General features: G+C 66.8%; 20 protein-coding genes, 1 tRNA gene and 1 pseudogene. 9 read left to right on the forward strand and 13 right to left on the reverse strand.

The features are described from left to right. Window positions 1-5 precede the first annotated feature (5 nt). Window positions 6-2114: an ATP-dependent DNA helicase RecG gene (gene recG, locus IEY14_RS02295; RefSeq protein ID WP_188906595.1), complete on the reverse strand. Its 2109-nt coding sequence runs from the start codon at window positions 2112-2114 to the stop codon at window positions 6-8. 102 nt (window positions 2115-2216) lie between these two features. Between recG and IEY14_RS02300 the strand changes: the two genes are divergently transcribed. From IEY14_RS02300 to IEY14_RS02310, 3 genes and pseudogenes are all read left to right on the forward strand, one after another. Beyond that, entirely contained in the window at window positions 2217-2513 is a 297-nt protein-coding gene (locus IEY14_RS02300) for an FAD assembly factor SdhE (RefSeq protein ID WP_188906596.1), read from the forward strand. 173 nt (window positions 2514-2686) lie between these two features. Further along, window positions 2687-6019, forward strand: a pseudogene (gene mfd, locus IEY14_RS02305) (transcription-repair coupling factor); the annotation flags it as partial. Beyond that, entirely contained in the window at window positions 6016-6678 is a 663-nt protein-coding gene (locus IEY14_RS02310; RefSeq protein ID WP_188906598.1) for a hypothetical protein, read from the forward strand. The pseudogene mfd and the gene IEY14_RS02310, both read left to right, overlap by 4 nt. On the opposite strand, the gene IEY14_RS02315 is transcribed toward IEY14_RS02310, so the two are convergent. Next, window positions 6642-8483, reverse strand: a complete 1842-nt coding sequence (locus IEY14_RS02315) for an extracellular solute-binding protein (protein WP_244639266.1) — start codon at window positions 8481-8483, stop codon at window positions 6642-6644. The genes IEY14_RS02310 and IEY14_RS02315 overlap by 37 nt on opposite strands. Before the next feature lie 279 nt (window positions 8484-8762). Here IEY14_RS02315 and IEY14_RS02320 point away from each other — a divergent pair, with 279 nt between their 5' ends. After that, window positions 8763-9416, forward strand: a complete 654-nt coding sequence (locus IEY14_RS02320) for an invasion associated locus B family protein (RefSeq protein WP_188907356.1) — start codon at window positions 8763-8765, stop codon at window positions 9414-9416. Between the two features lie 42 nt (window positions 9417-9458). Here the strand turns inward: IEY14_RS02320 and hspQ are convergent, their stop codons facing one another. Continuing rightward, window positions 9459-9782 carry a heat shock protein HspQ gene (gene hspQ / locus IEY14_RS02325; RefSeq protein WP_373288887.1) on the reverse strand — a complete coding sequence of 108 codons (324 nt, stop codon included), beginning with the start codon at window positions 9780-9782 and terminating at the stop codon, window positions 9459-9461. Between the two features lie 130 nt (window positions 9783-9912). Continuing rightward, window positions 9913-11139, reverse strand: a complete 1227-nt coding sequence (locus IEY14_RS02330) for a UbiH/UbiF family hydroxylase (RefSeq protein ID WP_244639268.1) — start codon at window positions 11137-11139, stop codon at window positions 9913-9915. Window positions 11140-11283: 144 nt separating this feature from the next. Between IEY14_RS02330 and pcsA the strand changes: the two genes are divergently transcribed. Both pcsA and IEY14_RS02340 read left to right on the forward strand, forming a co-directional pair. Next, window positions 11284-12009 (forward strand): phosphatidylcholine synthase, encoded by a 726-nt coding sequence (gene pcsA / locus IEY14_RS02335; protein WP_188906600.1) that lies wholly within the window; start codon window positions 11284-11286, stop codon window positions 12007-12009. A gap of 5 nt (window positions 12010-12014) precedes the next feature. Then, entirely contained in the window at window positions 12015-12989 is a 975-nt protein-coding gene (locus tag IEY14_RS02340; RefSeq protein WP_188906601.1) for a quinone oxidoreductase family protein, read from the forward strand. 10 nt (window positions 12990-12999) lie between these two features. Here IEY14_RS02340 and IEY14_RS02345 read toward each other — a convergent pair whose 3' ends face one another. The 6 genes from IEY14_RS02345 to IEY14_RS02370 all read right to left on the reverse strand — a co-directional run bounded on the left by IEY14_RS02345 (window position 13000) and on the right by IEY14_RS02370 (window position 16828). Next, window positions 13000-13197 carry a hypothetical protein gene (locus tag IEY14_RS02345; protein WP_188906602.1) on the reverse strand — a complete coding sequence of 66 codons (198 nt, stop codon included), beginning with the start codon at window positions 13195-13197 and terminating at the stop codon, window positions 13000-13002. A gap of 137 nt (window positions 13198-13334) precedes the next feature. Then, the gene (locus IEY14_RS02350; RefSeq protein WP_188906603.1) at window positions 13335-14261 is read right to left on the reverse strand and encodes a DUF808 domain-containing protein; all 927 of its coding nucleotides are present in this window, start codon (window positions 14259-14261) and stop codon (window positions 13335-13337) included. A 138-nt stretch (window positions 14262-14399) separates the two neighbouring features. Continuing rightward, window positions 14400-15326 (reverse strand): DUF3618 domain-containing protein, encoded by a 927-nt coding sequence (locus IEY14_RS02355; protein WP_188906604.1) that lies wholly within the window; start codon window positions 15324-15326, stop codon window positions 14400-14402. Further along, a complete protein-coding gene (locus IEY14_RS02360) occupies window positions 15323-15730 on the reverse strand; it encodes a phage holin family protein (RefSeq protein WP_188906605.1) in 408 nt (135 codons plus the stop codon). Before IEY14_RS02360 ends, IEY14_RS02355 begins: the two co-directional genes overlap by 4 nt. Then, window positions 15720-16655 carry a hypothetical protein gene (locus tag IEY14_RS02365; RefSeq protein ID WP_188906606.1) on the reverse strand — a complete coding sequence of 312 codons (936 nt, stop codon included), beginning with the start codon at window positions 16653-16655 and terminating at the stop codon, window positions 15720-15722. The genes IEY14_RS02360 and IEY14_RS02365 overlap by 11 nt, the downstream gene beginning before the upstream one ends. A gap of 11 nt (window positions 16656-16666) precedes the next feature. Further along, window positions 16667-16828, reverse strand: coding sequence for a hypothetical protein (locus IEY14_RS02370; protein WP_188907409.1), 162 nt, complete (start codon window positions 16826-16828; stop codon window positions 16667-16669). Window positions 16829-17042: 214 nt separating this feature from the next. Here IEY14_RS02370 and IEY14_RS02375 point away from each other — a divergent pair, with 214 nt between their 5' ends. Further along, window positions 17043-17450, forward strand: a complete 408-nt coding sequence (locus tag IEY14_RS02375) for a gamma-glutamylcyclotransferase family protein (RefSeq protein ID WP_188906607.1) — start codon at window positions 17043-17045, stop codon at window positions 17448-17450. Here IEY14_RS02375 and IEY14_RS02380 read toward each other — a convergent pair. The 3 genes from IEY14_RS02380 to IEY14_RS02390 form a co-directional block, all read right to left on the reverse strand. Continuing rightward, window positions 17428-18261, reverse strand: a complete 834-nt coding sequence (locus tag IEY14_RS02380; RefSeq protein WP_188906608.1) for a glycosyltransferase family protein — start codon at window positions 18259-18261, stop codon at window positions 17428-17430. The genes IEY14_RS02375 and IEY14_RS02380 overlap by 23 nt on opposite strands. A gap of 154 nt (window positions 18262-18415) precedes the next feature. Beyond that, window positions 18416-18505: transfer RNA gene (locus tag IEY14_RS02385), tRNA-Ser, on the reverse strand. A 302-nt stretch (window positions 18506-18807) separates the two neighbouring features. Continuing rightward, on the reverse strand, window positions 18808-18978 hold the full coding sequence (locus IEY14_RS02390; RefSeq protein ID WP_188906609.1) for a hypothetical protein: 171 nt from the start codon (window positions 18976-18978) through the stop codon (window positions 18808-18810). A gap of 213 nt (window positions 18979-19191) precedes the next feature. Here IEY14_RS02390 and IEY14_RS02395 point away from each other — a divergent pair, with 213 nt between their 5' ends. Together IEY14_RS02395 and IEY14_RS02400 are read left to right on the forward strand one after the other, a co-directional pair. After that, window positions 19192-19779, forward strand: coding sequence for a PadR family transcriptional regulator (locus IEY14_RS02395; RefSeq protein WP_188906610.1), 588 nt, complete (start codon window positions 19192-19194; stop codon window positions 19777-19779). Next, a complete protein-coding gene (locus tag IEY14_RS02400; protein ID WP_188906611.1) occupies window positions 19776-20090 on the forward strand; it encodes a DUF2218 domain-containing protein in 315 nt (104 codons plus the stop codon). The genes IEY14_RS02395 and IEY14_RS02400 overlap by 4 nt, the downstream gene beginning before the upstream one ends. The last annotated feature ends 473 nt before the right edge of the window (window positions 20091-20563 follow it).

Raw genomic sequence — 20563 nt, forward strand, 5'->3', positions numbered from 1 at the left:
GGCGCTCAGCCGGCGCGCAGCAGCCGGATCGCGTCGTCGCGGCCGAAGAGGTAGAGGAGCACGCGCAGCGCCTCGCCGCGCGGGCCTTCGAGATCGGGATCGGTCGCCATCACGAGCCGCGCGTCGTCGCGGGCGATCTCCATCAGGTCGCCATGGATCTCGAGATCGGCCAGACGGAAGCTCGGCAGGCCCGATTGCTTGGTGCCGAGAAGATCGCCTTCGCCGCGCAGCTTCAGATCCTCCTCGGCGATGCGGAACCCGTCCTCCGTTTCGCGCATCACCGCGAGCCGCGCCTTCGCCACTTCGCCGAGCGGCGCGCGGTAGAGCAGGACGCAGGAGGACGGCTTGTCGCCGCGCCCGACGCGGCCGCGCAGTTGGTGCAGCTGGGCGAGACCGAAGCGCTCGGCATGTTCGATGACGATGATCGTCGCGTCCGGGACGTCGACGCCGACTTCGATCACCGTCGTCGCGACGATGATGCGGGTGCGCCCCTCCTTGAAGGCCGCCATCGCCGCGTCCTTCTCCTCGCCCGGCATCTGGCCATGCACGAGGCCGACGAGATCGCCGAAGAGGCCGGCCAGCTGACGATGCCGCTCCTCGGCGGCCATGAGATCGCTCTTCTCCGATTCCTCCACCAGCGGACAGACCCAATAGACCTTGCCGCCCTCGGCGACGGCTGCCGCGATGCGCTCGACGATCTCGCGCAGCCGCTCCAGCGGCACGGCGACGGTGGTGATCGGCTTGCGGCCCGCCGGCTTGCCGTGCAGCCGCGACACGTCCATGTCGCCGAAGGCGGCGAGGACCAGCGTGCGCGGGATCGGCGTCGCCGTCATGACGAGAAGGTCGGGCGAGCGGCCCTTGCGCGCGAGGCTGAGGCGCTGGTGCACGCCGAAGCGATGCTGCTCGTCGACGACGACGAGGCCGAGATCGTGATACTCGACGCTTTCCTGGAAGAGGGCATGCGTGCCGACGACGATATCCGCCTTGCCGGAGGCGATGGCCTCCTGCTTGGCGGCGCGCACCTTGCCGGTATCGCGGCCGGTGAGGAGCACGATGTCGAGGCCGATCTTCTCGCAGATCGGCGCCAGGCCGTTGAAATGCTGGCGAGCCAGGATCTCGGTCGGCGCGAGAAGGGCGGATTGCGCGCCGGCTTCGGCGGCCGTCGCCATCGCCATCAGCGCCACCACCGTCTTGCCGGCGCCGACATCGCCCTGGAGGAGGCGCAGCATGCGGTCCTCCTCCGCCATGTCGGCCACGATTTCCGCAACGGCCATGTCCTGCGCGTCCGTCAGCCGGAAGGGCAGGGCGGCGGTCACCCGGGCCGTCAGGCGTCCGTCGCCCGCCAGCGGCCGCCCCTTCGCCTTCTTCATCCGCCGCCGCGACAAGGCGAGGGCGAGCTGGCCGGCGAGCAGCTCGTCATAGGCGAGACGGCGGCGATGCGCCGCCCGCCGATCGACATCGATCGCGTCCGCCGGATTGTGGGCCTGCCGCAACGCCTCGGCGAAGGGCACGAAGGACTGGCGCTGCACGACGCTCGGCTCGATCCATTCCGGCAGCGCCGGCAGGCGGGCGAGGCTCGCCGCGATCGCCTTGCGCAGCACCTTCGGCGACAGGCCCGCCGTCATCGGATAGATCGGCTCGACCAGCGGCACCGTATCGGCCTCGGCCAGCGGGATCACCAGGTCGGGATGCACCATCTGCGGCCGGCCGTTGAACCATTCGACCTTGCCGGAGACCAGCATCGCCTCGCCGACGGGCAGCAGCTTCTCCATCCATTGCGCCTGGGCGCGGAAATAGACGAGGGCGATCTCGCCGGTCTCGTCGCGGCCATAGACGCGATAGGGCGTCGAGCCTTGCCCGCGCTCCGGCGCCCGGTGCCGGTCGATCACGAGGTTCAGCGTCACCAGCGCGCCGTCCGGGGCGGTCGTCACCTCCTCCCGGCGGCGCCGGTCCACGAGGCCGCTCGGCAGGTGGAAGAGAAGATCGCGCACCCTGAGCGCCGCGTCGGAACCGGCGGGCAGGAGCAGGGCGCGGAAGAGTTCGGCGAGCTTCGGGCCGATGCCGTCGAGCGCCGTCAGGCCGGCAAAGAGAGGATCGAGAACGGGAGGCCGCATGCCTTCCTCATAACCGCCGGGCCGATGGAGACAAGTGCCATGGCTGACAGGGAGTTGCGCTCCCTATATATGCGGTGAAGACCCTCCCGAGGCATGCCATCCATGACCGGAACGTCCCGTTCCTCGACCGATCTCGACATCCGACGCCGCAAGGCCCTGTTCCGATCCTGGCATCGCGGCACGCGCGAGATGGATCTGGTGCTGGGCCGCTTCGCGGATGCCGAGATCGATCGGCTCGACGACGCCGAGATGGACGATTACGAGCTCCTGATGGAGGCGCCGGACCGCGACCTCTTCCAATGGCTGACGGGTGAGGCGGAAACCCCGCAAAACTACGACACTTCGGTGTTTCGCAGGATCCGCTCCTTCTACGCAGTGGACGGAGTGTTCCGGCCGTGACGAAGGCGGACGATCTGAAGAAGGCGCTCGCCTCCGGCGACGGGCTTGCCATCGGCAATGTGCTCGACGGCTACGAGCCGTTTCTCGTCGCCGAGATCGCGCGGCAGCGCGCCGCCAAGGCGCCGCTGGTCTTCGTCATGCGCAACGGCAACCGGCTGACGGAATTCGAGGACGCGCTGCGCTTCGTCGCGCCGGAACTGCCGGTCGTCGCCCTGCCGGCCTGGGACTGCCTACCCTATGACCGCGTCGGCCCGTCCGGCGAGGCGGCGGCGCTGCGGCTTTCCGCCATGTCGGCGATTCAGGCGTTGCGGGACGCGCCGCATCGCGCTGTGATCCTGACGACCGCGAATGCGCTGATCCAGAAGATGCCGCCGGCCGGTATGCTCGCCGCCGAGACGATCGATGCCAAGGCGGGCGGGCGCATCTCGATGGATGCCATCGTCAAGGTCCTCGTGCGCGGCGGTTTCGAGCGCGTCGCGACCGTGCGCGAGAGCGGCGAATATGCCGTACGCGGCGGTATCCTCGATCTCTTCGCGCCGGGCGACGAGGAGCCGATCCGGCTCGACTTCTTCGGCGACACGCTGGAATCGATCCGCACCTTCGATCCGGCGACGCAGCGCACCACGGCGCAGCGCAAGGCCTTCTCGCTGGCCCCCGTCAGCGAGGTCACGCTGAACGAGGCGACGATCAGCCGCTTCCGCACCAATTACGTCCGGCGCTTCGGCGCGCCGTCGCGCAATGACGGGCTCTACACCGCCGTCAGCGAGGGACGGCGCTTCGCCGGCCTCGAACATTGGCTGCCCTTCTTCTACGAGAAGCTCGACACGCTGTTCGACTATGTCGCGGGCTGGCCGGTCGTGCTCGACCATCTGGCGATCGAGGCGGTCGCCGAACGGCGCAAGACGATCGAGGATCATTACGACAGCCGCAAGCGCGGCGCCGGGGAGGGCACGGCCGATGCCGTTCCCTACAATCCCGTCGAGCCGGGCGAACTCTATCTGACGGAAGAGGAGATGGCCGGGGCGCTCGCCGTTTCCGATCCGATCCGCCTTTCCGCCTATGCCCTGACCGACGCCAGCCTTCGCCGCACGGTCAATCTCGACATCCAGCGTGGCCGCAATTTCGCGGCCGAGCGTGCGGCCGGCGACGTCAATGTCTTCGAGCAGGCGGTCGATCACATCGCGCGTCTGCGCGAGGCGGGCCGGCAGGTGATCCTCGCCGCCTGGACGGAAGGCTCGCGCGAGCGGCTGACGCAGGTGGTCGAGGAGCACGGTCTCGGCAATATCAAGGCGGTCGGAAGCCTGAAGCAGGCTCTGGAAGCCGGCCGCAACATGGTGGCGACGGCGGTGCTCGGCCTGGAGGCCGGCTTCGAGACCGACCGCTTCGTCGTCATCGGCGAACAGGACATTCTCGGCGACCGTCTCGTGCGCCGGGCGCGCAAGCGCAAGAAGGGCTCTGACTTCATCGCCGAGGTCACCGGGCTCAACGAGGGCGACATCGTCGTCCATGTCGATCACGGCATCGGCCGTTTCGTCGGCCTGCGCACGATCGAGGCGGCCGGCGCGCCGCATGACTGCGTCGAACTGCATTATGCCGGCGACGATCGCCTGTTCCTGCCGGTCGAGAATATCGAACTCCTGTCGCGCTATGGCGGCGAGGGGTCGGACGCGATTCTCGACAAGCTCGGCGGCGGCGCCTGGCAGGCGCGCAAGGCCAAGCTCAAGAAGCGTCTCCTCGACATGGCGGGCGGCCTCATCCGCATCGCCGCCGAACGGCAGATGCGCGGGGCGCCGAAGCTTTTGCCGCCGGAAGGCCTCTGGGGCGAGTTCGCGGCGCGTTTCCCCTATGAGGAGACGGAGGAGCAGCAGGGCGCGATCGACGCCGTCTCCGACGATCTGGCGCTCGGTCGGCCGATGGATCGCCTCGTCTGCGGCGATGTCGGCTTCGGCAAGACCGAGGTCGCGATCCGCGGCGCGTTCATCGCGGCGATGAACGGCCTCCAGGTCGCGGTCGTGGTGCCGACGACGCTGCTCGCCCGCCAGCATTTCAAGACCTTTGCCGAGCGCTTCCACGGGTTGCCGCTGAAGATCGCGCAGGCCTCCCGGCTCGTCACCGCCAAGGAACTCAACGCCACGAAGAAGGGAATCGCCGACGGCACCGTCGACATCGTCGTCGGCACCCATGCGCTGCTCGGCAAGGCGGTGGACTTCAAGCGGCTCGGCCTGCTGATCATCGACGAGGAGCAGCATTTCGGTGTGAAGCACAAGGAGCGGCTGAAGGAGCTGAAATCCGACGTGCATGTGCTGACGCTCTCGGCGACGCCGATTCCGCGCACGCTCCAGCTGGCGCTGACCGGCGTGCGTGAGCTCTCGCTGATCACCACGCCGCCGGTCGATCGCCTGGCGGTGCGTACCTTCGTCACGCCCTTCGACGCGCTGGTAGTGCGCGAGACCCTCTTGCGCGAGCGCTATCGCGGCGGTCAGAGCTTCTATGTCGCGCCGCGTCTCGCCGATCTCGCCGGCATCAAGGACTTCCTCGACGAGCACGTGCCGGAGCTGAAGGTGGCCGTCGCCCATGGCCAGATGGCGGCGGGCGAGCTCGAGGATATCATGAACGCCTTCTACGAGGGCCAGTACGACGTGCTGCTCTCGACGACGATCGTCGAATCCGGTCTCGATATCCCGACGGCCAATACGATGATCGTGCATCGCGCCGACATGTTCGGCCTTGCCCAGCTCTATCAGCTTCGCGGGCGCGTCGGCCGCTCCAAGCAGCGCGCCTATGCGCTTCTGACGATTCCCGCCAACAAGACGCCGACGCCGGGCGCCGACCGGCGCCTCAAGGTGCTGCAGTCGCTGGATACGCTGGGCGCCGGCTTCCAGCTGGCGAGCCACGATCTCGACCAGCGCGGCGCCGGCAATCTCCTCGGCGAGGAACAGTCCGGCCATGTGAAGGAGGTCGGCTTCGAGCTCTATCAGCAGATGCTGGAGGAGGCGGTCGCCGAGATGAAGGGCGAGCCGGAGGCCACAGACGGTCATTGGTCGCCGCAGATCACGCTCGGCACGGCGGTGATGATCCCGGATGCCTATATCCCGGACCTGCAACTGCGCATGGGCCTCTACCGGCGCCTCGCCGAACTCAACGACGCGCGCGAGATCGACGCCTTCGGCGCCGAACTCATCGACCGTTTCGGGCCGATGCCGGAGGAGGTGCAGCACCTTCTGAAGGTCGTGTTCATCAAGTCGCTCTGCCGCAAGGCGAATATCGAGAAGCTCGATGCGGGGCCGAAGGGCGTCGTCATCCAGTTCCGCGAGAAGAACTTCGCCAATCCGGCGGCTCTGGTCCGCTATATCGCCGAACAGGGCTCGGCCGCGAAGATCCGTCCCGACCAGTCGATCGTGCTGATCCGCGACTATCCGACGCCGGAAAAGCGCCTGAACGGCGCGGCGACCATCGCGACGCAGCTCGCGCGCTTCGTCGACGAGGCGCTGAAGAAGGCGGCATGAGGCCGTCCCGCTCGGTCGCCGCGCTCGCCGAATTCGGGCGGGTGCGGCTGTCGAAATCCTTCTTCATGCGCGATTTCCTGTTCTCGGATATCGCGGCGATCCATGGCTTGGCCAATGTGCCGGACGATCCGGGCCTCGCGATCGCGGCGGGAACACGGCTCTGCGAGGACCTGCTGGAGCCGTTGCAGGAGCGGTTCGGCCGGATCGCGATCCGCTCCGCCTTTCGCTCGGCCGAGGTGAACGGCTTCGGCAACGCGCGCCAGAAGGCCGGGCAGGCGGGCTATAACTGCGCGGAGAACCATAAGAACTTCGCCGGCCATATCTGGGACCGGCGCGACGCGGCTGGCAATATGGGCGCGACGGCCTGTATCGTGGTGCCGGCCGTCTGGGACCGCTTCCAGGCCGAAGGCGACTGGCGCCGTCTCGCCTGGTGGGTGCACGACCATCTGCCCTATGCCGACATGGAATTCTTCCCGCGCTACTGGGCGTGCAATCTCACCTGGCGCGAGAACCGGCTTCGCGAGGGAATCTACAGCTTCGCCAAGCCCAAGGGCTTCCTGACGAAGCCGGGCATGGCGAATTTCGAGGGCGGGCACGAGGCCGAATGGCGGGCGCTCGCCGATCAGTTCTCCGGCTCGCGCCAGAAGGACGGCAGATAGTAGCCGACGAGCGGCGTCCTGTCCGGATGGTGGACGAAGGTCCAGCGCGCCAGCCACTGCTTGCCGACATAGAAGAGCGGCACGACATAGGCTTCCGAGATCAGCACCCGGTCATAGGCGCGCACGGCGGAAACGAAGTCCTCGCGAGTGCGCGCCGAGGTCATGGCGTCGATCATCGCGTCCACCGCCGGATTGGCGGCGCCCGCATAGTTGAACGAGCCGTTGACCTTGGCCGAGCCCGAGCCCCAGCGGCCGCGCTGTTCGGCGCCGGGCGACAGGGTGGCGTTGAAGGGCGAGATGAGGACGTCGTAATCGAAGCGCTGCTTGCGCAGCTGATACTGCGCGTCGTCCACGAGCCGGATCGAGACCGCGATGCCGATGCGTCCGAGCGTGCGCTGATAGCCGAGCGCGATACGCTGCTGATCGGCATTCTGCGCGAGGATCTCGAAGCCGAAGGGCTGGCCGTTCGGATCGACCAGCCGGCCGTCGACGAAGGTGAAGCCGGCCGCCTTCAGCTGATCGACGGCCTCCTTTAGGAGCCGGCGGTCGGCGCCGGAAGCGTCGCTGACCGGCGGCGTCCAGCGGCCGTCGAGCACCTCGGGCGACACCGCGTCGGGGAAGGGGGCGAGGAGCGCCTTTTCCCTCGCATCCGCCGGCCGGCCGACGCTCGACAATTCGGAATTGGCGAAATATCCCGCGATGCGGCTATAGGCGCCGAAATAGAGATTCTTGTTCGCCCATTCGAAATCGTAGAGCAGGCCGAGCGCCTGCCGCACCCGCCGATCGTGGAAGATCGGCCGCCGCGTGTTGAAGAAGAAGCCGTAGGTGCCGGCCGGCCGGCCGGTCTCGAACTCCTCCTTGACGACGCGCCCGTCGCGCACCGCCGGAAAGTCGTAGGCCGTGCGCCAGTGCTGCGGGCTGCCATCGGCATAGACGTAGAAGAGGCCCTTCTGGAAGGCCTCGAACTGTGCGTCGGGGTTGCGATAATAGTCGATGACGATGGACTCGTAATTGTCGAGCCCGCGCTTCACCGGCAGGTCCTTCGCCCAATAGTCGGGGTTCCTGCGATAGGTGATGCGCCGCCCCGGATCGAGGCTTTCGATGCGATAGGGACCGGAGCCGATGACCGGCTTCAATGTCGTCTGAGCGAAGGTGGCGCGGTCGAAGGCATGTTCCGGCAGGACCGGCAGGCCGGCGAGCAAGAGCGGCAGTTCGCGATCGGCCTTCTCGTTGAAGGTGAAGCGGATGCCGCGTTCGCCGACCTTCTCGATCGTCGCGACGCGCGACAGCCAATCGGTATATTGCGGGCGCACCACGCCGACCTGCTTCATCATCTCGGTGGTGAAGAGAACGTCCTCCACCGTCACCGGCGTTCCGTCCGAGAAGCGCGCCTTCGGATTCAGCGTGAACTCGACGAAGCGGCGCTCGGCATCGGTCTCGACGCTTTCGGCGAGAAGGCCGTAGAGCGTGAAGGGCTCGTCCGGCGAGCGCCACATCAGCGGCTCGAAGACGAGACTGCCGAATTCCGGGTCGAACCAGATGCCGCGCGCCGTGGTGGTGGCGCCGCGCACGATGATCGGGTTGAGATTGTCGAAGGTGCCATAGACGCCGTAGCGCATCGTGCCGCCCTTCGGCGCCGCCGGATCGACGAAGGGCAGATGGTCGAAGCCGGCCTCGAGCTTCGGCTCGCCGTGCATCGCGATGGCATGGGCGGGCGCGGCAAGCGCCGGAAAGGCGCTCGCGGCGAGGAGCGCGAGCGTCGTGGCAAGTCTGGCGCAGGGCTTGCGGACTAGGGGTCCGGGCATCGACAACGGCCTCACGGCGAATGGTGACCGGCGCTTCTTACCCGCTTCGCGGGGCCTTGCCTACGGTTTCGCGGGGCCTCGCCTACGGCGCGAAACACCATGCGCGGCAGGGCTTTGGGCCTTCAAACGGCCTCATTTGCGAAAGAGCACCGCAGCGTCTAGAGAGGCGCCGTTCCGTCGACACCGACCATCGCGCGAGAGGATTGCAGGCCCGTGAAGAACCGTTCGCTCCATGTCACCGCCCATACGCTGGCTGCCGGCCTTCTCGGCCTGGCCGCCATGGGCGCCTTTGCGGGTGAGGCGGCCGCTCAAAGCGCGCAGAAGCCGGCCCCCGCCAAGCCCGCCGCGGCCGCGCCGGCCGCGGCGCAGCAGCCCGAGCCGGTGCCGGGCACGCAGTGGTTCAAGGTCTGCTCCAAGCAGGGCGACAACGAGATCTGCAACACCCAGTACACGCTGATCGCCGATACGCGCCAGCTGATCACCGCCGTGAACCTGATCGACGTGAAGGGCAAGGTGAACCAGAAGGTCGTGCAGGCCGTGGTGCCGACAGGCCGCGTGATCCCGGCCGGCGTGCAGCTGCAGATCGACACCGGCAAGCCGCAGACGATGAACTATTCGGTCTGCTTCCCGGATCGCTGCATCGCCGAGGCGCAGCTCACCGACGCGATGGTCGCGGCGATGAAGAAGGGCAACGCCATCACCGTCACCTCGATCAACTTCCAGCGCCAGCCGAACCCGATCAAGATCACGCTGGCCGGCATGGGCAAGGCCTATGACGGCGCCGCCGTGCAGCAGTCGGATCTCGCCAAGCGCCAGCAGGAGCTGAACGACGCGCTGAAGAAGCAGGCGGATGCCCGCCGCAAGAAGTTCGAGGACGCGCAGGCCCAGGCGAAGGCCGGTGCCGCCGACGCGCCGGCGGCCGCCGCGCAGTAATCACGGCGAAAGGCCCGCGCCCTTTCCGGCGCGGGCCCTGCTTCAGTTGCGGTGCTGGCCCTTCAGGCGATAGGCGCCGCCGATCGGTCCGTCGAAGATCTCCTCGATATGGGGATGGCGCACGGGCTGGCCGCTCTCGTCCGGCTCGAGATTCTGCTCGGAGACATAGGCGACATATTCCGTCTCCGCATTCTCGGCGAGGAGATGGTAGAAGGGCTGGTCCTTGCGCGGCCGCACCTCTTCGGGAATGGACATGTACCATTCCTCGGTATTGTCGAATTCGGGATCCACGTCGAAGATCACGCCACGAAACGGAAAGATCCGGTGGCGGACGATCTGGCCGATGAAAAATCTGGCGGTCTGCATCTCGAGACCTGAGATGGGCGGCCTGCCGGGCCGCCGCAAGACTTGTTCCATCTAACCACGATGAATTGTCGGACGGCGAAGGGCAAGAGCCTTGCCCCCACTCGTCCCCAGCTCTTCCGTCGAGCGCCGATCAGCGGACCCGCGCCGGCTCGGTTTCGCCCCGGTCCTCGCGCATCGAGGCAGGCAGGCCGAACAGGCCGGCGCCGGGCACCGTTCCCTCGCGCATCGCGAAGCGCCGGAGCGGGCCGAAGGCGGCCATGGCGGCGAGGCCGACCGAGCGCGCCGCCTGGATCGGCAGATAGCCGGCGAGCAGCGAACGGTTGAGGAGATCGACGCCGAGCGTGCGCGACAGGACGTCCTGGCGGCGCTCGGCCTCGTAGCGCAGCGTCACCGCGCGCCGGCCCGGATCGTCGCGGGCCGTCGCCGCGATCCGCGCGAGATCGGCCGCGTCCCGAAGGCCGAGATTGAGCCCCTGCGCCCCGATCGGCGGAAAGACATGGGCCGTCTCGCCGATCAGCGCGACGCGGCGGCCCGTCATCGTCTCCGCCACCGCGCCCTTCAGCGGAAAGGACTGCACCGGCCCGTCGATCCGCACCGTGCCGAGGATCGAATGCAGCTTCTCCTCGACGGTCATGGCCAGCCGCTCGGGCTTCAGGTCCACCAGGAGCGCGGCCGTTTCCGGCCGCTCGACCCAGACGAGCGAGGACCGGCGGCCCGGCAGCGGCACCTGGGTGAAGGGGCCGGTGCGGGTGTGGAACTCCGTCGAAACGCCGTTATGGGCGATGTCGTGCTCGAAATTGAGGACGAGCGCGGCCTGCGGATAGTGCCAGTCGCGCAGGCGGATGCCGGCCTCCCGGCGCAGCAACGAGTTGCGCCCGTCTGCCGCCACCGCGAGCGCGGCGACGACCCGCCCGCCCTCGAAATCGATTCTGACCTCGTCTTCCGAAACCGCGAAGCTCCGCGCGGCGCTCTCGACGATCGTCAGTCGCTCCGCGAGTTCGGCGGCGCGGGCTCGCAGCGCGGCGTTGAGTTCGGAATTCAGGACATTGTAGCCGAAGGCGGCAAGGCCGATCTCGCCGGCCTTGAACTCCACCGTCGGGGCGCGCAGCAGCCGGCCGGTATCGTCCACGATCCGCATCGTCGCCAGCGGCTGCGCCGACGCGCCGAGCCGGCCGACCACGCCGAGACGATCGAGAAAGCCGACGGAAGCGCCGAGCAGCGCGGTCGATCGGTGATCCTTGCCCGGGGGCGGCGCGAGGAGGGCGGTGGCGAACCCCTCCGCCGCGAAGGCGATCGCGGCGGAAAAGCCGGCGAGGCCGCCGCCCACCACGACTATTTCCCGTTTGAGCTCTGTCACGTAAGGAACTCCGAACATCGTCGCGCGATAGAACCGGCGAGGCGAACCGTTCTCGATCGGCACCCTGAAATACGAAAGATGAAGCTGATGACAATGGCAATCGCTAGCCCAGCTTCATCGGCGGAAGGAGAGCCCGCAATTCCCATGCCCGACCCGGTTTCGAAAATCGACGAATGGCGCGCCTTCTCGATCCATCTCCTGACGGCGAGCGGAGCGTTCTGGGCCTTTCTCTCGATCATCGCCGCCGCCGAGCGACGCTGGGCGGATATGTTCGGCTGGCTCGGCCTCGCGCTCTTCGTGGACGCGATCGACGGCCCGATGGCCCGTAAGGTGAATGTCCAGCGCATCCTGCCGAATTGGTCGGGCGACGTTCTCGACCAGATCATCGACTATGCGACCTATGTGATCATTCCCGCCTTCGCGCTCTACCAATCCGGCATCATCGGCCGGCCGCTGTCCTTCGTCGCGGCCGCGCTCATCGTCATCACCAGCGCGATCTACTATGCCGACACGCGGATGAAGACGTCGGACTATTACTTCCGCGGCTTCCCGGTGGCCTGGAACATGGTCGTCTTCACCTTCTTCGCCACGCAGCCGAACAGCATCACCGCGTTCCTCTTCGTCGCCTTCTGCGCGGTCGCGACCTTCCTGCCGATCAAGTTCGTCCATCCGACGCGGGTGAAGCGGCTGCGGACCCTCAGCCTCGCCGTCACGGCCGTCTGGGCGCTGCTCTCGACCGGCGCGATCTTCTACCATTTCGACGTTTCGGGCTGGGTGAAGCTCGGCATCGTGGCGACCGGGCTCTATCTCCTCGGCATCGGCGCGGTGCTGCAACTCGTCGACCGGTTCACCAGACGCAAGGAGGCTTGAGCGGCATGAAGGCGATCACCGTTCACCATGTCGGCGGTCCCGAGGTGCTGACCCTCGAAGATCGCGACGTACCGCAGCCGCAGGCCGGCGAGATCCTCGTCGCGCAGAAGGCGGCCGGTCTCAACTTCATCGACGTCTATTTCCGCACCGGCCTCTACAAGGCCGAGAGCCTGCCCTTCGTGCTCGGCAAGGAAGGGGCGGGGACTGTGGTGGCGCTGGGCGAGGGCGTCTCGTCCTTCGCGATCGGCGACCGCGTCGCCTATACCGCCGGCAAGGGCACCTATGCCGAACAGGTCCTGGTCGATGCGGCGATGGCGGTGAAGCTGCCGGACGAGATCGACGAGGAGACCGCCGCCGCCGCGATGCTGAAGGGCATGACGGCCGAATATCTCCTGCGGCGCACCTTCCGGGTGGGGCCGGAAACGGTCCTCCTCTTCCACGCCGCCGCGGGCGGCGTCGGCCTGATCGCGGGGCAATGGGCGAAGCATCTCGGCGCGACCGTCATCGGCACCGCCGGCTCGGCGGAAAAGTGCGAACTCGCGCGGGCGAACGGCTACGACCATGTCGTGAACTATCGCGAGGAGAATTTCGTCGAGCGCGTGCTGGAGATCACGGGAGGACGGAAATGCGACGTCGTCTATGATTCGGTCGGCAAGGACACGTTCCCCGCCAGCCTCGACTGCCTGAAGCCGCGCGGCCTCTGGGTGAGCTTCGGCCAGTCCTCCGGCAAGCTGCCCGACATCGATCTGGCGATCCTCAACCAGAAGGGATCGCTCTTCGCCACGCGGCCGAGCCTCTTCGGCTATGTCACGAACCGAGCCGAGCTTGACGAGTCTGCCGGTGCCCTGTTCGAGGTCATCCGCTCCGGCGCCGTGAAGATCCGCATCGACCAGCGCTATCCGCTGAACGAGGCGGCGGAGGCGCATCGGCATCTGGAAAGCCGCGCCACGACGGGCGCGACCATCCTGACGCTCGGCTGAGCGTCGCGCGTCACGCCGTTCGGATGATCGGCGTGACGCGGCTGCCTTCTTCCGGGTCCGGCTCGATGGGCGACACGCCATCGTCCGGCTCGCGGATGTCGTCCGGCTCCACGAGTTCGTCCGTATCAGGATCGATTTCGGGCGTGATGACGTCCGGCGGCCCCGGCGGCTTGGTCGGATCGATGATGTTCGGGTCGATATTCGACATTCGGCGTCTCCCGGAACCGTTTCGGCGCGCCGCGACTCGCGGCGCCTCGAAGAGGGAACGATCAATAGCCGGATTCGTCGCCCATCACGCGAGACTTCATCGGAACACCTGCAAGATGCCCGGTGGCGGGAGCGGTGTCAGCCGGCGACCTTCTCCTTCGCCGCGACGATGACGCCGCCGAGAACGAGGCCGATCACGCCGGAGATGATGGCGAAGACCGCCCAGGCGATCGCGGCGGAGGCGAAGGGCAGGAGGTGGCCGGCCGCTTCCGCCGCGTGTTCCGCGAGATCCGTCGGTCCGTGCCAGCCGAGCGAGCCCAGGCCGTGCAGCAGGATGCCGCCGCCGACCCAGAGCATCGCCGCCGTACCGACGACGGACAGGACCTGCATCACCTTCGGCATGCCGTTGACGAGGGCGCGGCCGAGGCGGCGCAGCCCGTCTGGCCCCCTCTCGACCAGATGCAAGCCGATATCGTCGATCTTCACGATCAGGGCGACGACGCCATAGACGCCAACGGTCATCAGAAGCCCGACCACCGCCAGGACCAGCGCCTGGGTGAGAATCGGCGATTGGGCGACATCGGCGAGCGCGATCGCCATGATCTCGGCGGACAGAATGAGATCGGTGCGGATCGCCCCGGACACCTTGGCCGCTTCCAGCGCGGCGGGGTCGGACATCTCCGTGGCCTCGTCGGCATGGGCACCATGGCCGTTGAAGGCATGCAGGACCTTCTCGGCACCCTCGAAGCAGAGATAAAGTCCGCCGAGCATCAGGATCGGCGTGATCGCCCAGGGTGCGAAGGCGCTGAGCAGCAGAGCTGCCGGCAGGATGATCAGGAGCTTGTTGCGCAGCGAGCCGAGCGCGATCTTGGCGATGATCGGCAATTCGCGCTGCGGCGAAAGACCCATCACATAGCGCGGCGTGACGGCGGTATCGTCGACGACGACGCCGGCCGCCTTGACGCTCGCACGGCCCGCCGCCGCCCCGACATCGTCGAGAGAGGCGGCCGCCAGCTTGGCGATCCCGGCAATGTCATCGAGAAGCGCAATCAGCCCGGATGCCATGGGCGACCCTCCAGCCACAGTAACCTGGAAGGGCTGGTAGATGGGGAAGCCGTCCGCGGCAAGCGCTGCTTTTCGCAGCGAAATCCCGGCCTCGGTCGGCGGGAGGCCGAAATGCCTTGCCGGGACGGAAACGGACGGTCAGCCGTTCGTTCGATGATCCCGCACGGCCTCGCCTGCCGCTCCGACGACATTCGAGATCTTGGAAGCGAGCGTGTCGCCGTCGCCTTTGGGCATCAGCCCTTGCTTCTCGGCTTCTTGGCTCGCCGCCTGATAGGTCTCGCTCGCGACATCCTTCACGGTCTCGAAGGCTTGCGTGCCGTAGTCGCGTGCCTGGTCGCGCAGGCGATCGCCGGCATCGCCGAGATATTCGTCCTCGATGCTGGTCGAGGGTAGGGACGCCCCGATGGCGGCGCCGACCGCGAGGGCGATGGCGCCGAAGACCAAGGGTTCGTCCTGGAGGGTGTCGAGAAGCCCGCGTCGCATCTGCGCGCCTGTCCGATAGGCACCGCCGCCGATCGAATGGATGCCGGACGAGGTCGCCTCGTGCGCCTGGCGAAGATGCGCTCCGGCGCCGGATGCCGTGGAGCCGACACGCGACGCCGCAGCCGATGCGCCGGATGCCAGGGACGAGGCCGCGTTCGACATGGCGCCCGTGGCGGAGGATGCCGCATCGGCGAGCCGGTCGCCGAGGCCGGGGGAACGTCCCTTATCCGATCCGGCCGCCATCGAGGACGCAATACCGCTTTCCGAGCCCAGACTTTCGTCATAGGCGGGATGGCTGTCCGACGACGCGCTGCCGCCATGGGGCGAGGCGGTTCGAGCGCCGTTGCCGAGAACGAGCCAGGCAAGGCCCGCGCCGACCAGTCCGAGAGCCAGTGGATTGTCCCGGACCTGGCGCCCGAGATTTTGCATGGCGGCATTCGCCTGTCCCTTGCCGAAATAATCCACCGCCTCGTCCAGGATCTGTCCCGGCGACATGCGGTTGCGCAGCTCCTCGATCGTCTCGTTGAGGGACGAGCGGCGGGCCTCGGCCTCGCGTTCGAGCCGTTCGGTATCCGTGCTCATCGCAGCTGTCCTTTCACCACCTTCGTATCTTCGCCGAGCTGACGCGCCGTCCGCGAGGGCGCGAGATCGACCGGCTCCAGATCGCGCCGACCCTTGGCCAGCAGCGCGGCGCCGATCACGGCGATGACGACACCGACGATCAGGGCGGCCCAGCCGGGGCCGATATCGGGATCGCCGATCTTCGACACGGCGGTCACCAGCGCCGCCGTCAGGGTCAGAAGGGCGACGAGAAGGCAGATGGCGCCGGCGACGAGCGAACCGCCCGCGACCTGCAACTGCGCGAACTTGTCGGAGACCTCGGAGCGCAGCAATTGCGCCTCGGTGCGAACGAGGTCCGTCGTCTCGCGGATGAGCCCGGTCAGGAGATCCGGGACGGATTTCGTTTCCCGCGGCTCATCGGGCATGGTCGTTGTCTCCCGGCAACGGCGTCGAAACGGAACTCGAAGCGGACTGCTTCTCCAGTCCGGCGCCGGCCGCCGCAGCGGCGTCGTCGCGGACCGCAGCGGAGGAGGGCGGTGCGTAAGCTCGCGCCGCCGATGGCGAACCGAAGCCGGGCGGCCTTTGCCCCGAAGCGGAAGGCGGAGCCGCCCCCGGTCGATCGCCGTCCGGAGCGGGCGAGCCCTGCCCGAGCGGCGTGCCGGCCGACCGCGTCTCGCTTCCGCCATGGCCGCCGGACGCGCGGGCAAGGCGTCCGAGCGCGATTCCCGCTAAAGTCGCGCCCAGCAGGAAGGCGGTGGGCTGGCGGCGAGCGAAGCCGGCGACCGATCGGCCGAGTTCCGGCAGGCTGCGCCCCTGGATCGAGGTCGCGGCCTGCTCGATGCCGGAAGCGACCTCGCGCATCATGTTCGCGGCCATCGACTGATCCCGCTCGCCGAGTTCCTCCGAGGCCTTGCGGATCGCACTCGCGAAATCGCCGAGGCTCGAACCCGCCTTGTCCATGCCGGCTTCGGCCTCGGCGGCAACATGCGCCTTGACCGAGGCGGACAGGTCTTCGGCCTGCTGCTTGGCTCCTTCATAGGCCGTGCGCGCCGCATCCTTGGCGTCCGCCGTCTCGCGCTTGATGGCGCTTTCCAGCCGATGCTTGTCGTCATGCAGCGCCGGGCCGGCACTCTGACGATCGCTCTTTCTGGGCACCTCATCGCGTGGGGTGGAGGCGACGCTCGCGGTATCTCTCCTGCGGCCGGGTTCTGGATCGAGCGTCTGCCCGAAGGCCCGCTCGTCCGGCAGAATTGACCTCTCGGATCCTGCCGATTGCGGCCGAGAAGGGTCATTCCCGCCGCCTGTGCCCGCAGGACCTGTCTTGTTGCGGTCGCCGAAATCAGAAGTCATGGGACTCATCCTCAACGCAAGCCGAAGAAGGAAAGGACAGCGAGAACGACGACGATCAGGCCGATCAGATAGATGATATTGTTCATGGTCTTTCGATCTTTGGGTTCGAAGACAGGCAAAGCGAGATCGCCTGCATCCGAAATTCGGATCAATAGTTGGAGTTCCAGCCGCAACCATTAGACATCGAAACTGTAGCTGTCTTAGAATGCTATGGATGCTTGCGAGAGGGCGTTCGACGCTGTCGTATCGAGCGACGGGCCGGAACCGCGAGGCGAAAGATGGCCCACCACATCCAGATCGGCCGAGCCGGTTGCCGATCAAATCGCGAACTCAGCGATGTGAATCGTAAGGCTGGAACGCTGCGTATCGCTGCGCTTTGAAATGCGCATGGAATATGTATTCGTCTACGGCACCCTGAAGCGCGGCTTTCCTCTGTTCGAGAAAGGGCTTTTCGGCGCCGAATTCGTCGGTGCCTGCCGGACGGTCCAGCCCTATCCGCTCGTCATCGCCATGCCGTTCTTCGGGCCGGTCATGCTGGATCGGCCGGGCATGGGGCTGCCTGTGCAGGGCGAACTCTACCGGGTGGCGGCCGAGGATCTGCCCCGTCTCGACGTCCTCGAGGATGTCGGGGAACCGGGCAGTTTCCGCAGTCGGCTCGACGTCGCGACGCTATCGGATCGGCGGACGATCGCCGCCATCGGCTTCATGAAGGACGAGCGCTGGCTGGACCCCGTCCATTCCGGCTTCATGACGGATTATCAGGACACCCGCTTCATACCTCCGTGGGATCGCTGAAGTCGAAGCTGGCGGCGGCCGGTGCAGCTGACGGACGATCCGACCAGTAGTCCCGGACCCAGGAAACCGGACCGAAGCCGAAGCGACGCCGGGTTCCCCAACGCCGGTTCCCTTCGCGCGCCACCTGATGCGGTCGCGGTTTGCCGTGGAAGACGACGATCCGCGCGCCGGCGGGCTTGCGCGGTTCGGGGAAGACGAGGTTGAGCGGATAATGCCAGACGCAGTGCTTCTTGAAGCTGACCGCCCAGCCCTGCGGCCAGTAATGCGGATGCGCCGCCGCATGGCCGATAAACTGCTGATCGTTCCGAAAGGCGGCGAGAACGCGGTCCGGCGCGCTGTGCAGCGCCTCGTATAGATGATGTTGTTCGCTCGGCCGCCACGCGAAGACGGAGGACTGCGCACCGCGATCGGGGCGAAGGGCGAGCGGCAGAAGATTCCAGAGGCCTGGGCTCCATTCCCGCAGGATATGGAGCCCTCCCAAGCTCCGCTGGCGCTCGACCAATGGATCGAGCCCACCCGTGATCACGACGTCGAGGTCGAGATACAGCGCCTGATCCTCCGCGATCAGCCCCGGCCGGAACAACCCGATCTTGGGCCAGCGCCCCCCATGCCAGCGCCGGTCGGGATCGGCGGAGAGCGTCGAATCCGGCAAGGGGCGAGCGATGATCCCGCTCGACAATCCGGCGGGATCGTCGGTGAAGCAGTAGAAGCGAAACGGCTGCGACAGGTGCGCGGCAACGCCGCGATACAGCACGTTGACATAGTCCGGTCCGAACGCCGTGCCCCATTTCATACACACGACGGCGATCAACGCGAATCTTTCCCATGCGGTCGATCGCAGAGATGTGAGGATACTGAGGCGCTTCGGCAAGATCCCTGCGGTTGAGGTGAGAAGGACGATGCGCGATTTTCGCGTGCGAACCTAGCGCTTTAAGGAGCGCACGAGATTGGCGGAGATCGGAAATTGGCGGATGGGGTGGGATTCGAACCCACGAGACGGTTTCCCGCCCGCCGGTTTTCAAGACCGGTGCCTTCAACCGCTCGGCCACCCATCCGTGCCTTGTTTTCGCTGAAGAATTCCGGCTGGCGCGAGGCCCGACAGGGGCGATCGCGGCCATTCTCCACCGAACGGTCTTTCTGCTCCGCCTTTACCGCTCGCCGGATCGTCGCGTCAACCTGTTGCGGACGCGCGATGTCCTTGCCCAATCGGAATCGCGAGACGTCGATAGCCTTGGATAGAACGATTGCCGAGCGGGCAGGCGTCACCGTTAGCAAGGCTTCACGGCGCTCCGCCGAGCCGTTGTCTTCGCAGATCGGACAACCCGGCCCAGGACCGCGGTTCGGGGAACCGAAGCGATCAGTACAGGCGTGAGCGCAACTCCGTCGCTTCCGCCGCGAGATGCGGCGCGAGTTCGAGCACGGCCTTGCGGTAAAGATCGTTGAGATCATCGACCATCGCCTGCTCCAAAGCCTCGTCTTCGGTGATCAGGTTGCGCTCGAGCGCCTTCACGGTTTCCGATGCGGACATGGCAGCTTCCCTCTTGGCTGACCAGGGACGAATCCACGAGGAGTCGCGCTGGTTCCATCGCCGCGTTTACGAGCACCTTTGCATGGCGCGTGCCGACCATACGGCTGCGCTTTGTTCGACTTTCCGCAACGCCCCGGCGAGGACGATGCCGGCGGCACGGAATATGTTTCGATATATCTTGATTGCGAACATATCTCGATATATATCGGAATCATGAAACACGATCATCATCACGGGTGCGACCCGCATTTCTTCCATGCCGAACGCAACGGCGATCATCATCCGCACCGCCATCATGGGCGGCATCGCGGCCCGCATCACGAAGGGGGGCGCCGTGGCGGGCGGCCCTTCGACTACGGCGAGTTGCGGCTCCTCGTTCTCGCCATGCTCGCCGAGACCCCGCGTCACGGTTACGAGATCATCAAGGCCATCGAAGAGCGTTTCGGCGGCAGCTACAGCCCGAGTCCGGGCGTCATCTACCCGACGCTCGCCTGGCTCGACGACATGGGCTACGCCGTCGTGGAAGCAGAAAGCGGTGCCCGCAAGCGCTACCGCGTCACGCCGGAGGGCGAGGCCTTCCTGACCGCCAACCGGGCGGCCGCCGACGATCTTCTGGCACGCGGCGCGCATGGGGAAGGCGGCCGCCGGCCGGACATGCCCCCGCCGGTGCTGCGCGCCATGGAGAACCTGAAGCTCGCGATGCGGCTGCGGCTGCGGACGGGACCGCTGGACGAGACGGCGGCCGAGGCCATCGCTTCCGCCCTCGACGCGGCGGCTCTCGCGGTGGAGCGCAGCCGATGAGCGGCCCTGCGACGGAACCGGCCGAGCTGGTCCGCCGCGAGGCGCGCATCACTACGGCCCATGCGAGCCGCTATCTCCAGCAGCTCTGCAAGCACTTCGCCCACAAGCGCCCTGTCTCTTTCGATGAGCGTGCCGGGCGGATCGAGTTCACGATCGGCGATTGCCGCCTGGCGGCAGACGACGAAGCCTTGACCTTGCGTCTCGAAGCGCCGGACGAGGCACAGTTGGAGCAACTCCAGGATGTCGTGATCCGCCATCTGGAGCGCTTCGCGTTCCGCGAAAGCCTCGCGGTTCGCTGGAAGGCGGCCTGAGGTAATGGGTCGCCATCGCACGGCTCGGATGACCGATGCGATGGCGGCCGGCTTCCGTCTCTCACATCCGATGGCAATCGAAGTCCGGGCGGCTTCGCCCAACGGTTCGACGCCGGCAACGTCCTCACAGCCGAGAACCGGGTCTCGCGACCGTATTTGTTACAATTCGTGAAGTCTTTCGATCAGATCGCAGAATCGGGCCATTTGATGGCGGATTCGAGGCGTCCCGAAGGTTTCAACTAGGTCTGTTTGATGCTTCGGCGCTGCGATGGTCCGCGCTTTGGAACAACAAAAACCCTTGTAGCACAGGCGTATAAACGAGATCCCCGTCGCCTGGAGTCGACTTCGGGACATACCTCCCGTTAACCATGCCATCGCATTGCTGCAATGTTGCAGATTGGCTGCGGTCAAGTTCGTTTTTCTTGCGTAGGGCCTGTCGAGACTCGGCCCGCGTGATTGAAACTCGATTTAAT

The sequence above is a fragment of the Aureimonas endophytica genome, from assembly GCF_014642635.1.
GTDB lineage: Bacteria > Pseudomonadota > Alphaproteobacteria > Rhizobiales > Rhizobiaceae > Plantimonas > Plantimonas endophytica.